The sequence below is a fragment of the Anaeromyxobacter dehalogenans 2CP-C genome (genome assembly GCF_000013385.1).
In the GTDB taxonomy this organism is placed as follows: Bacteria; Myxococcota; Myxococcia; order Myxococcales; family Anaeromyxobacteraceae; genus Anaeromyxobacter; species Anaeromyxobacter dehalogenans_B.
The window spans coordinates 510,029-521,773 of the sequence record NC_007760.1 but is presented as its reverse complement, the minus strand read 5'-3'; the positions used below and the strand labels follow the sequence as shown (position 1 = coordinate 521,773).

Genomic DNA, 11,745 nt, shown 5'->3' with positions numbered 1-11,745 from the left:
CGGCCCCCGGGCCGGGTGCGCGGCACGTGGTCGCGCGTGGCGGCTACAGCCCCGCGAGTGACAGCGCCAGCCGGATCCCGCCGCCGAGCGCCATGACCAGCACCGGGTTCACCCGGAACCGCGCCAGCGTGAGCAGCGACGCGGCCGCGATGGCGAGCTCGACGCGCCCCTCCAGCGAGCGCCCGAGCGCCAGCGCCGCCGCCGCCATGAGCCCCACCACCGCCGGCGTGAGCCCGCGGAGCGCCGCCCGCACCGGCCGCCGCGACCGCACGCGCGCCAGCCACGCGCCCACGGCCAGCACGAGCGCGAGCGGGCCGGCGAACACCGCCGCGGTGGCGACCGCCGCGCCGGCGATCCCGTGGACCAGGTAGCCGATGAACGTCGCCATCAGCAGCACCGGGCCGGGCGTGAGCTTGCCGATCGCGACCGCGTCGGCGAACTGCCGCGGGCCGATCCAGTGCTCGGCGAGCACCGAGGCCTGGAGGTGCGGGATGATGGCGAAGCCGCCGCCGTAGGCGCCCAGGCCGGCGCGCAGGAACAGGAGCGCCATGGCGCCGAGCGCGCCGAGCGCCGGCGCGGAGAGGAGCGCGAGCGCGGGCAGCCGCGGCGGCCCGGCGGGATCGGCCGGCGCCTCGTCCTCGCCCTCGCGCACCGGCGGCGGCAGGGGCGTCCCCTCGTCCGGCAGCGCCACCGGCGGCGACGGCCGGCGCGCCCGCCGCTGGAACCGCAGGAGCCGCATCCGCTTCACGCCGAGGTCGAGCACCAGCCCGGCGCCGATCCCGAGCGCCGCCATCTCGCCCGCCGACGCGGCCGCGCCGAGCGAGAACAGGAGCGTCGCCGCCGCCACGCCCATCTGCCAGGCGCGCTGGACCCCGGCCCGGAGCATCTGCAAGGTGATCGAGGCCACGATGCCGACGACCGCGGCGTTCAGGCCGGCGAGGAGCGGCGCCGCGGTGGGCGTCACGCCGAGCCGCACGTAGAGCGCCGCGAGCAGGGTGACCACGATCGCGCCCGGCGCGATGAACGCGGCGTACGCCGCGATCGCGCCGGCGGGCCCGTGGAAGCGCAGGCCGGTGTACGCGAGCGCGTTCGCGGCCGCGCCGCCCGGCAGCATCTGCGAGACGGTGGCGGTGACGGTGAACTCGCGCTCGGTGAGCCAGCGCCGGCGCTCGACCAGCAGGTCGTGCATGGTCCCGAGCACCGAGAGGCCGCCGCCGAAGCCGGTCAGGCCGAGCCAGGCCGAGGCGCGCGCGAGCGCGGGGAGCGTCGGGCGCGGGCGCCGGGAGAGCGGCACCGGCGTCGCGCCGGGCGGGGGGGTCGCGCGCGCGTCCACGCCCGGGCCAACGCCGCCCTGGCCGGCGGGATTCCCGGCGCCCCGCAGGTCCGCGCCGCCGCGCGGCCCGAACCCCTGCGGCGGCCCGCGGCTCTCACGCGCCATGAAGCTCCCCTGGTGGTTCCCCTTCGGCAGCGTACCCGAGCTCTCGGCCGTCGAGCTGAACGATCGGCTGCGCGGGCGCCCGGCGCCGCAGCTCGTGGACGTCCGCACCCCCGCCGAGTTCTCGCAGGGACGCATCCGCGGGGCGGTGAACGTGCCGATCGGGGAGCTGCGCGGGCGCCTGGCGACGCTGAAGCTCGACCCTGCCCGCCCGGTGGTGGCGGTCTGCCTGTCGGGGCACCGCAGCGTGCCCGCGGTGCGCCTGCTGGAGCGCGGCGGCTTCGAGGCCGCGCAGCTCGCGGGCGGGATGCTCGCCTGGCGCGGCGCGCGCCTGCCCGAGGTGAAGGGCTAGGCCGTTCGCCCATTCACGCAGGGTGGCGCACGCCGTTCAGTATGCCATCCCCAGCTCCTCGGCGCCGAAGGGCACGTCCTCCACCACCGTCGCCGCCTCGAGCGCGGCGCGGCCCATCTGCTCGCCGAGCACCGCGCAGAGCCGCTCGCGCGCCTCGGCGTAGGTCGCCCCCACCGCCATCGCCTCGGGCATGCCGCAGAGCGCGGCCCAGGACCCGTCGGCCAGCGTCACGTAATCGATCACGAGGTGCACCCGCTCCGCCTGCAGCCGCCGCCGCAGGCGCTCGGACCTCGTCCGCGCTCGTGCACCCATGCCTTGCCTCCTCCCCCTCGACCCAGTACGGAACGCCGCGCCCGGGCGCGCGTGACGTCCGCGCGGGCCCCGCTCCGTCCGGTGCACACGTCCGGTGCGGAACCGCGCCCGGATCCGCACGAGCCGTGCGGAAGGCGCACTTCGCGCACCTCGGCCGACACGGTCTTTCGCGTCAGGCCCGGCCGGCGGTCGCCGGGCCGGCGCATGTCCGACCGGCGCGTATCCTCCATGGCGTCCGTGGCCCTCCGCATCCTCCACACCGCCGACTGGCACCTCGGCCACGCGCTCCACGGCGTGGACCGCGGCCCCGAGCACGAGCGCTTCGTGGCGTGGCTGCTCGACACCGCCGAGGCCGAGGCGGTGGACGCGGTGATCGTGGCCGGCGACGTGTTCGACGCCGCCAACCCGCCCGCCGGCGCCCAGGCGCTCTGGTACCGGTTCCTGGCCGAGGCCTGGCGTCGCCTGCCGCGCCTGCAGCTCGTGGTGGTGGGCGGGAACCACGACTCCGCCTCGCGCCTCGACGCGGTGGATCCGCTCCTGCGCGAGATGGGCCGCCTGCACGTGGTGGGCGGGGTGCCGCGCGGCGGCGCGGGCGCGCCCGATCTGGAGAAGCTGCTCGTGCCGCTGGAAGACGCGGCGGGCCGGCGGGCGGCCTGGGTGGCGGCGGTGCCGTACCTGCGCGCCGCCGACCTGGGCGCGGGCGCCGCCGACGCCGACGCGGCCGAGGCGACGCGCCGGTTCTACGCCGCGGCGCTGGAGCGGGCGCGGGCGAGGCGCGCGCCGGGCGAGGCGCTCCTCGCCACCGGCCACCTCTATGCGGTGGGCGGGAAGACCTCGGAGCTGTCCGAGCGGCGGCTCGCGGTGGGCAACCAGGCCGCGGTGCCCGCCGATGCGTTCCCCGCCGACCTCGCCTACGTCGCGCTCGGCCACCTGCACCTCGCGCAGGCGGTGGGCGGGCGCGAGACGGTGCGCTACTCGGGCTCGGCGCTGCCGCTCTCGTTCGGCGAGCGCGGCTACCGCCACGGCGTGGTGGTGGCCGACCTGGACGGCGAGGCGGTGCGCGCGCAGCGGGTGCTGCGCGTCCCGCGCTTCGTGGAGCTCGTCTCGGTGCCGGACGGGGAGGCGCCGGCGCCGCTCCCGGAGGTGCTCGCGGCGCTCGAGGCGCTGCCGGCGCGCGGCGAGGGGCCGGACGCGCTGCGGCCGCTGCTCGAGGTGAAGGTGCGGCTGGAGCGGCCCGAGCCGGCGCTGCGCGCGCTGCTCGACCAGGCGCTCGCGGGCAAGGAGGCGCGCCTCGTGCGCATCGCCACCACGCTCGCCGGCACCGGCCGCGCGCTGGGCGACGGCGAGCGGCGCGCGCTCGGCGACCTCGTGCCGGAGGACGTCTTCCGGCGGAAGTACGACGCCGACTACGGCGGCCCGCCGCCGGACGCGCTGCTGGAGGCCTTCCGCGCGCTGCTGCAGGAGGTGGAGTCGGAGGAGGGGGCGCGGTGAGGATCCTGGCCATCCGCGGCGAGAACCTCGCCAGCCTGTACGGCAAGTTCGAGCTGCGGCTCGACCGCGCGCCCATCGCCGGCGCGGGCATCTTCTCGATCGCCGGCCCCACCGGCTCGGGGAAGTCCACCCTGCTCGACGCGCTCTGCCTGGCGCTCTACGGCAAGACCCCGCGCCTGCGCGACCGCGCCGCCGGCAAGCGCGTGATGGTGGGCTGGTCGGAGGAGGGCGAGACCCTCGACATGAACGACGTCCGCGCGCTCGTGTCGCGCGGCACGGCCGGGGCCTCGGCCGAGGTCGAGTACCAGGGCATGGACGGGCGCCGGTACCTGGCGCGCTGGCGCGTGCGCCGCGCGCGCGACCGGGTCGAGGGCGCGTTCCAGGCCCAGGCCATGACGGTCGAGGACCTCGACACCGGCGAGGTGCTGGCCGAGAAGGTCACGCAGGCCGTGGCGCGCAACGAGGCCGCCATCGGCTTCACCTTCGACGAGCTGAAGCGCGCGGTGGTCCTGCCGCAGTTCGAGTTCACGAACTTCCTGCGCGCCGACGCGGACGTGCGCGCGGCCATCCTCGAGCGCGTCACCGGCACGGCCGTCTACGGCCGGCTGTCGCAGGCCGCGCACCAGCGGCTCGGGCGCGAGCTGGCCGCGCGCGCGGCGCTCGAGGCCGAGCTGGGCGGCGTGCAGGTGCTCGACGCGGAGGCGCGCGCGGCGCTCCAGGCGCGGCAGGCGGAGCTGGCGCGGGCGCTCGACGAGGCGAGGGCGGCCGTGCGCGCGGCCGAGGCGGAGGTCCGCTGGCACGCGCAGGACGCGGAGCTGCGCGCCGGGCTGGAGCGCTCGGAGGCGGAGCGCGCCCGTGCGGCGCGGGCGGTGGAGGACGGCGCGGCGCTGCGGGCCGAGCTGGACGAGGTCGAGGCGGCCGAGCCGCACCGGGCGGCGCTCGCCGAGGCGGTCCGCGCCGAGCAGGCGCGGGCGGGCGCGGACGCGCGGGCGGCGGCGGCGCAGGGCGCGCTCGGGCGTGCGGAGGTGGACGCCGCCGCGGCGGCGCGCGGCGAGGCGGACGCGCGCGCGGCGCTCGACGCGGCGGCCGGGGCGGAGGCGCGGGCGCGGCCGGAGCTGGCCGAGGCGCGCCGGCGGGACGAGGCGCTCGCGGCCGCGCGCCGGGCGGAGGCGGACGCGGGCGCGGCGCTCGCGACCGCGCGCGCGGAGCAGGCGCAGGCGGCGGCCGGGGCGGACGCGGCGGCGCGCGCCCGCGAGGCGGCGGCGACGGCGCGCGACGCGGCCGAGGCGTGGCTCGCGGCGCACGCGGCCGAGGCGCCGCTCGCGGCGGAGTGGAACCGGTGGGCGGCGCGGCTCGCGGAGCACGCGGCGGAGTGCGCCGGCGCCGCGCAGGCCGACGCCGGGCTGCGCGGCGCGCGCGAGGCCGAAGCGGAGGCGGCGCGCGCGCTCGCCGCGGAGGCCCGCGGCGCGGAGGCGGCGGCGCGGCGGCTCGAAGCGGCCGGCGCGGCGCTCGCGGACGCCGCCCGGACGGCCGCCGGCGCCGACGCGGCGGCGCTCACCGCCGAGGTGGCCCGGCTCGGCGACCTGCGCGCGCTCCTCGGCGAGGCGTGCAAGGCGGCCCAGGCCGCGGCCGTGGCGGCGGCCCGCCGCGAGCAGGCGCGAACGGAGGCGGCCGCTGCCGGCGCGGAGCAGGTGGCGGCGCAGCGCACGCACGCGGCGGCCGAGGCGGCGGTGCAGGCGGCCGAGGCCGGGGCCGCGCAGGCCCGCGCGGCGCTGCGGCGGGTGGAGCTGACGCTCGGCCTCGCCGACCGGCGCGCCGACCTCGTGGACGGCGAGCCCTGCCCGCTCTGCGGCGCCGCCGAGCACCCGTACGCGCACGGCGCGCCGCTCCCGGCGCTGCTCGAGGCGCAGCGCGCGGCCGCGGCCGAGGCGGAGGAGGCGGTGCGCGCGGCCACCCGCGAGCGCGAGGCGGTCGCGGCGCGCGCCTCGGAGCTCGCGGCGCGCGTCGAGGCGGAGCGGCGGGCCGAGGCGCAGGCCGAGGTCGATCGCGCGCACCACGCGGCCGAGTACGACGCGCTCCGCGCCCGGCTGGCGGCGCCGGCGGCCGGCGGCGTCGAGCTGCCGGGGCGCGCCGAGGAGGCCGCCGCCGCCGTCGAGGCCCGCGGGCGCGACGCGAAGGCCGCGCTCGAGGCCGCGAAGGCCGCGCTGGAGGCGGCGCGCGGCGCCGCCGAGGCGGAGCGCGCCGCGCGCGCGGAGGTGGACGCGGCCCGCGAGGCGCACGAGGCCGCGCGGGCGCGGCAGCGCGCGCTCGAGAAGGCCCGGGACGACGCCGCCGCCGCGGTGACGGCGCACGAGGCCGCGGCCGCGCGCCACGCGGCCGCGCTCGGGCGGATCGAGGCCGAGCTCGCCCCCGCGCTCGGGTTCCTGCCGGACTGGCCGGAGGCGGCGCGCCGAGGACCCGAGGCGTTCCGGGCCGGCTGCGCCGCGCGCGCCGAGGCGCACGCCGCGCAGGTCCGGGCGCGCGACGCGGCCGCGGCGGACGTCGCCGCGCGCGCCGCCGGCGCGGAGAAGGCCGCGGCGCTCGCCGCCGAGCGGGCCGGCCGGGCCGCCCGCGCCGAGGAGGCCGCCGCCGGCGCCCGCGCCGCGCGCGAGCGGGCCGAGGCCGAGCGCCGCGGCGTGCTCGCCGGGAAGCCGGCGGACGAGGTGGAGGGCGCGCTGCGCGAGGCGCTCGACCGCGCCCGCGCCGCGCACGAGCGGGCCCGCGCCGCGCGCGCGGACGCCGACCGCGCGCACGCCGCCGCCGCGGAGGCCGCCCGGGCCGCCGCCGACGCGCGCGACGGCGCCGCGGCCGAGGCCGCCCGCGCCGGCGAGGCGCTCGCCGCCGCCCTCGCGGCGCTCGGCGTCGGCCGGTCCGCGCTGGAGGCCCGGCTCGCCCGCGGCCACGCCTGGGCCGCGCGGGCGCGCGCCGACCTCGAGGCCCGCGCGGGGGGGGCGCAGGCCGCCGCCGCGGTGCGCGACGAGCGCCGCCGGCAGGTGGAGGCGCACGCCGCCGGCCGCCCCGCCGGCGACGCGGAGCGTGCCCGCGCCCGCCACGCGGAGGCGGAGCGGGAGGCGGCCCGGCTCGGCGACGAGCACTCGCAGGTGACGCTCGAGCTTCGGCGCGACGAGGACGCCCGCGCCCGGCACGCCGAGGTGTCCGGCGCGCTCGAGGCCGCGCGCGCCGCGGCGGACCGCTGGGAGCGGCTCGCCAAGGTGATCGGCTCGGCCGACGGCAGCCGCTTCCGCCGGTACGCGCAGGGGCTCGCGCTCGACGGCCTGCTCGAGGCCGCGAACGTCCACCTGCGCGACCTCGCCCGGCGCTACGAGCTGATGCGCGTCCCCGGCGCCGACCTCGAGATCCAGGTGGTGGATCACGACCTCGGCGACGAGGTGCGCACCGTGAACGGCCTCTCCGGCGGCGAGCTGTTCCTGGTGTCGCTCGCGCTCGCGCTCGGCCTCGCCTCGCTCTCCACGCGCGCGGCGCACGCGCGGACGCTGTTCATCGACGAGGGCTTCGGCACGCTCGACCGCGACACGCTCGAGCACGCCATGGCCGCGCTCGAGGGGCTGCGCCAGACCGGCCGCACCGTGGGCGTCATCTCCCACGTCCCCGAGCTGCACGAGCGCATCGGCGTGCAGGTGACGGTCGAGCGCGTGTCCGCCGGCCGCAGCCGCCTGGTGGTGCCGGAGCGGTGAGGAGACGGGCGGCGCTTCTACGGGCGGCGAGCGCCCGGAGCGGAATCCTCTCCGGGACGTCCTCCACCGGCCCCGCACGACGGACAGGACTCCAGCGTCACGATTCGCACGAACCACTCATCGGCGCGTGATCGCCGGATGAGGTTCCAGGCGACCTTCGCTCCGCATCGCCGGCATCGCAGCGCCAGCGCCAACCACGCGAGGGCGGCCAGCACGAGCACCGCGCCGACGAGCGGCCACTACACGGGCCCGTCGTCGCTCGCGCCAGCCGGCGCTCGATGCATCGCAGCCGAGAACGCCGCGCATCCCACACCCATGGTGACGAGGAACACCGCCACCTTCCACCGCTGGCGCGTCGCTCGCAACCACGTCGTTCCGGCTGCTGGCTGCGTACGCATCGGGTCGCCTCCCGCTCGGGACCGCGCGCATCCTCACGAATCGTCCTCTGCCAGACACCGGGCCCGGGTCGGTGACTCGGGGTCCCGGCTCGCTCAACGCATCGTGAGTGTACCGCGAGTCATGCCGAGGGTGACCCGGCGCAGGGCGGCACCGACGACCTGCCGCGCGGCGCCCCTCACAGCCCCAGCAGCCGCTCCGCCAGGATGAGCGCGTCGCCCGGCCAGCAGACCGGCGGGCGCGGGCGGCGGACGCCGGGCGCGCCCTCCACGGGCCAGCAGCTCAGCACCGCCCGGCGCCAGCGCTCCGGGACGGCGAGCACGCCGTGCGCGGCGCCGAGCAGCGCGCCGGCGATGGCCGCGTTCGTGTCGGTGTCGCCGCCGCGGCCGACGGTGTCCACCAGCCCCGCCTCGAGATCCGGCGCGTGGCGGAGCTGGAAGAACGCGTTCTGGAGCGCGATCGTCACGAGCCCGGCGCTCGCCTCGAAGTCCTCGGGGGGGCCGGCCCGCGCGGCCGCGAGCGCCTCGCGCACCTCGGGGCCGCAGCCGAGCTCGCCGGCGAGCGCCTCGCCGCGGTCCGCCACCTCGGCGGCGGGCGCGCCGCTCGCGATCGCGAACGCGACGGTGGCCGCGAACACGGCGCTCGCGTCCTGGCACGGCGGGGCGGGGTGGGTGAGCGCGGCGTCGGCGCGCGCCCAGGCGGCCACCTCGGCCGCGGGCGCGGCGTGGCCGGCGATCCCGAGCGGCGACACGCGCATGAGCGCGCCGTTCGCGAGGCTCCCGCGCGGCGCGGCGGCGCGGGCCGCCTCCGCCACCTGCTCGGCCCCGCCGCCCGCGGCCCGGGCGCGCAGCGCCGGCCGGAGCGCCGCGTCCACCGTCCGGCCGACGTCGAACGGCTCCGAGCCGAGCCAGTCGGCGTAGGCCTCCGCCACCCGCGCCGCGTCGAAGCGCCCGAACGCGATCACGGTGCGCGCGAGCGCCAGCGCCAGCTCGGAGTCGTCGGTGGGCTGGCCGGCGAGCGTGCTCCAGTGGCCGCCGTCGGCGAGGTCGCGGACGCCCTGCGGGTGCGCGGCGGCGATGCGCGCGCGGCCGGAGAACTCCACCTGCCCGCCGAGCGCGTCGCCGGCGAGCTGCCCGAGCAGCGCGCCCTGGCCGCGGCGGAGCAGGCCGTCGTCGCGGACGGCGCGCCCGGCGAGCGGCGCGCACAGGCCGGGCGCCCCGGGCCCGTACGCCTGCGCCTCGACCCAGCTCCGCGTCGCCAGCCGCTCGGCCACCGCGGGCGCGCCGCCGAAGCAGAACGCCACCCGCCCCTCGCCCGACGGCCCGTAGCGCACCTCGCGCCCGGCCTCGTCGAGCAGCACGCCGCCGGCGCCGCGGACGAGCGCGTGCCCGGCCGCGACGTCGAGCGCGCGCGGCCGGTGCAGCGAGACGGCGCCGCGCGCCTCGCCGGTGGCGATCATCGCGAGCCGGTAGGCGATGCTGGTGAGCGGCCGGAAGCGCGCGGGCTGCAGCGCCTCGGCGTTGCCGCGCGCCCGCTTCGCCGCCGACGAGGACACGAGCACCACGTCGCCGGCCTGGAGCGGCGCGCGGGAGATGGGCGGCAGCGGCGCGCCATTCCTCAGCACCGGCCCCTCCCCCTCGGCCCAGGCGAGCAGGTCCTCCCCGCCGTGCGGCGCGGTGTGGGCGAGCACCACGCCGAGCACCGGCACGCCGTCCTTCACCAGGCCGATCGACACCGAGGCGCCGCGGTGCCCGCGCTGGAAGTCGGCGGTCCCGTCGTTCGGATCGACGAGCCAGCACCGCCCGCCCGGAAGGGCCGGCGGCCGGTTGCGCTCGGGCCGCTCCTCGCCCACGAAGCCGTCGCCCGGGAACACCGCGTCGAGGATGGCGCGGATGAGATCCTCCGCCTCCTCGTCCGCGGGGCAGTGCCCCGGCTCGCCGCGGGGCCCGCCGGCCCGGAACAGCTCCGCCCGCAGCAGGTCGGCCGCGGCGCGGGCGGCGCGGAGGGCGGCTTCCAGGGCGCGGGCGAGCTCGGTCACGCCTCCATGTGTATCAAGCGCGGCGAGGTCCGGCGGCGGGATCTCATAGCGCCTCCCGTTCGCGTGGGGCCCGTCGCGAGGCACACGATGGCGTCGCCGAGCCGGGCACACGAGGACCGAGCAGCGCAGGCGTGCCCGTAGGCACGTCGAGCAGCGCAGGGACGAGTCTGCCCGGCGCAGGCAGCCAGCGTGCGCCGCAGCAGGGCTCTACGCGAATGGGCGGCGCTGTCCGCCCCGCCCGGCCGCCCTCCGCCACAGGTGGAGCGCGCCCGTGCCCGGTGACATCCGCCCGCCGGGCCCTTAGACAGGAGGCCGGGAGGGGACCGCGTGAAGATCGGCACCTGGAACGTGAACGGCATCCGCGCGCGCGAGGCGCAGGTGGGCGAGTTCATCGCCCGGGAGGGCCCCGACGTCGTCTGCCTGCAGGAGATCAAGGCGCCTCCGTCGAAGGTCCCTCCGTCGCTGTGCGAGCTCGAGGGCTACTGGTGCCTGTGGCACGGCGAGACCGCCTACTCCGGCGTGGCGCTGCTGGTGCGCAAGGCGATCGCACCCGAGCGGCCGGCGTTCGTCCACCCGCCGTTCGACCTCGAGACGCGCGTCGCCACCTGCGAGCTGGGCGGCGTCACGGTGGCCTCGATCTACGTGCCGAACGGCGGCAAGGACCTCGCGGCCAAGCTCCGCTTCCTCGAGGCGATGGAGCGGTTCGCCGCCGACGCGCAGGCCTCCGGGCGTCCCCTGGTGCTCTGCGGGGACCTGAACGTCGCGCGCACCGACATGGACGTTCACCCGAAGGAGCGAAAGGCGGGCGCGATCGGCCAGCTCCCGGAGGAGCGGGCGCTGTTCGAGCGGATCCTGGCGCACGGCCTGGTGGACGTGGGCCGCGCGCTCGATCCCGCGAACGAGGGGCTGTTCACCTGGTGGGCGCCGTGGCGCAACCTGCGCCAGCGGAACATCGGCTGGCGCATCGACTACGTGCTGGCGAGCGCGCCGCTCGCGGCGAGCGCCACGCGGTGCCGGGTGCTGGCCGACTTCGGCACGAGCGATCACGCGCCGGTGGTGGCCGAGTTCCCGGCGCCGTCCCCGGGCGCGGCGAACGGCGCGAGCGCGGCCTCGTAGGCGGCGAGGAGCGGCGGGGGCACCGCCACGCGGCGGTGCTCCACCATCGCCTCCAGCATCTTCGCGTTCGCGGGCGCCTGGCCGCGGAAGTGGTTGTTCGTGACGACGTACACGTCGGGTGCGCGCGGCGAGGCCGCCATCTCGGCGATGCGCCCGGCCCAGGGCGCGAGCTCGTCGGCGCCGTAGAGGTAGTCGTAGCGCGCGTCGCGCGGCGCGCCCTTGCGGAACCAGTCGCGGTAGTTGCGGCCGTGCACGCGCACGTAGGCGACCGGCGCCGTGACCCGCGCCGCCGGCGCGAGCGACCGCTGGAACCGCGGCTGGTCCACGTTCACGAGCGCCACGCCCGCCGCGGTCAGCTCCTCGAGGACCTCCGGGTCGTCCCACGAGGCGTGGCGCACCTCGAGCGCGAGCGGCAGGCCGGCGAACGCGCGGAACAGCCCGCGCAGCCACTCCTCCGACGCCTCGCTCCGCTTGAACGACCACGGGAACTGGAGGAGCGCCGCGCCGAGCCTGCCCTCCTCGTGCAGCCGGTCGAGCGCCGCCCGCGCCTGGGCGACGTCCTCGGCGCCGTACGCCTCGCGCTCGTGCGTGAACCGCCGCCAGATCTTCGCGCCGAAGCGGAAGGTGGGGACCTCGCGCACCCGCTCGCACCAGCGCGCCGCCACGGGCGCCGGGAACGGTCGGTAGAACGTCGCGTCCACCTCCACGGTCGAGAACCAGCGCGCCAGATACGCCAGGCGATCGAAGCGCTTGCCCTCGCCCGGCGGGTAGACCACGCCGGCCCAGTCCCGGTACTCCCAGCCCGCCGGCCCGTAGCGGATCACGCCGGACGCGTAACGCAGGGTGAGCGTCCGTTCAACCCGCGGCCAAG

Annotated in this window: 8 protein-coding genes; 4 read left to right on the top strand and 4 right to left on the bottom strand. The window is 79.3% G+C overall.

What is annotated here, in order from left to right:
* Positions 1-43: 43 nt before the first annotated feature.
* Positions 44-1,438 (bottom strand): chromate efflux transporter, encoded by a 1,395-nt coding sequence (chrA, locus tag ADEH_RS02245; RefSeq protein WP_232287409.1) that lies wholly within the window; start codon positions 1,436-1,438, stop codon positions 44-46.
* Here chrA and ADEH_RS02240 point away from each other — a divergent pair.
* Positions 1,437-1,787, top strand: coding sequence for a rhodanese-like domain-containing protein (locus ADEH_RS02240; RefSeq protein WP_011419495.1), 351 nt, complete (start codon positions 1,437-1,439; stop codon positions 1,785-1,787). The two genes, chrA and ADEH_RS02240, sit on opposite strands and share 2 nt — an antisense overlap.
* A 36-nt stretch (positions 1,788-1,823) precedes the next feature.
* Here ADEH_RS02240 and ADEH_RS02235 read toward each other — a convergent pair whose 3' ends face one another.
* Complete coding sequence (locus ADEH_RS02235) at positions 1,824-2,099, bottom strand: hypothetical protein (RefSeq protein WP_011419494.1); 276 nt, start codon at positions 2,097-2,099, stop codon at positions 1,824-1,826.
* Positions 2,100-2,327: 228 nt separating this feature from the next.
* On the opposite strand from ADEH_RS02235, the gene ADEH_RS02230 reads away from it, so the two are divergent.
* Both ADEH_RS02230 and ADEH_RS02225 read left to right on the top strand, forming a co-directional pair.
* Entirely contained in the window at positions 2,328-3,590 is a 1,263-nt protein-coding gene (locus tag ADEH_RS02230) for an exonuclease SbcCD subunit D C-terminal domain-containing protein (protein ID WP_041453274.1), read from the top strand.
* Positions 3,587-7,324 carry an AAA family ATPase gene (locus ADEH_RS02225; protein WP_011419492.1) on the top strand — a complete coding sequence of 1,246 codons (3,738 nt, stop codon included), beginning with the start codon at positions 3,587-3,589 and terminating at the stop codon, positions 7,322-7,324. Before ADEH_RS02230 ends, ADEH_RS02225 begins: the two co-directional genes overlap by 4 nt.
* 574 nt (positions 7,325-7,898) lie before the next feature.
* Here ADEH_RS02225 and ADEH_RS02220 read toward each other — a convergent pair.
* Positions 7,899-9,758 (bottom strand): inositol monophosphatase family protein, encoded by a 1,860-nt coding sequence (locus tag ADEH_RS02220; protein ID WP_041453273.1) that lies wholly within the window; start codon positions 9,756-9,758, stop codon positions 7,899-7,901.
* 327 nt (positions 9,759-10,085) lie between these two features.
* Here ADEH_RS02220 and ADEH_RS02215 point away from each other — a divergent pair, with 327 nt between their 5' ends.
* Complete coding sequence (locus ADEH_RS02215; protein ID WP_011419490.1) at positions 10,086-10,874, top strand: exodeoxyribonuclease III; 789 nt, start codon at positions 10,086-10,088, stop codon at positions 10,872-10,874.
* Here the strand turns inward: ADEH_RS02215 and ADEH_RS02210 are convergent.
* Positions 10,802-11,698, bottom strand: a complete 897-nt coding sequence (locus ADEH_RS02210) for a DUF72 domain-containing protein (protein ID WP_011419489.1) — start codon at positions 11,696-11,698, stop codon at positions 10,802-10,804. The genes ADEH_RS02215 and ADEH_RS02210 overlap by 73 nt on opposite strands.
* Between the last annotated feature and the right edge of the window lie 47 nt (positions 11,699-11,745).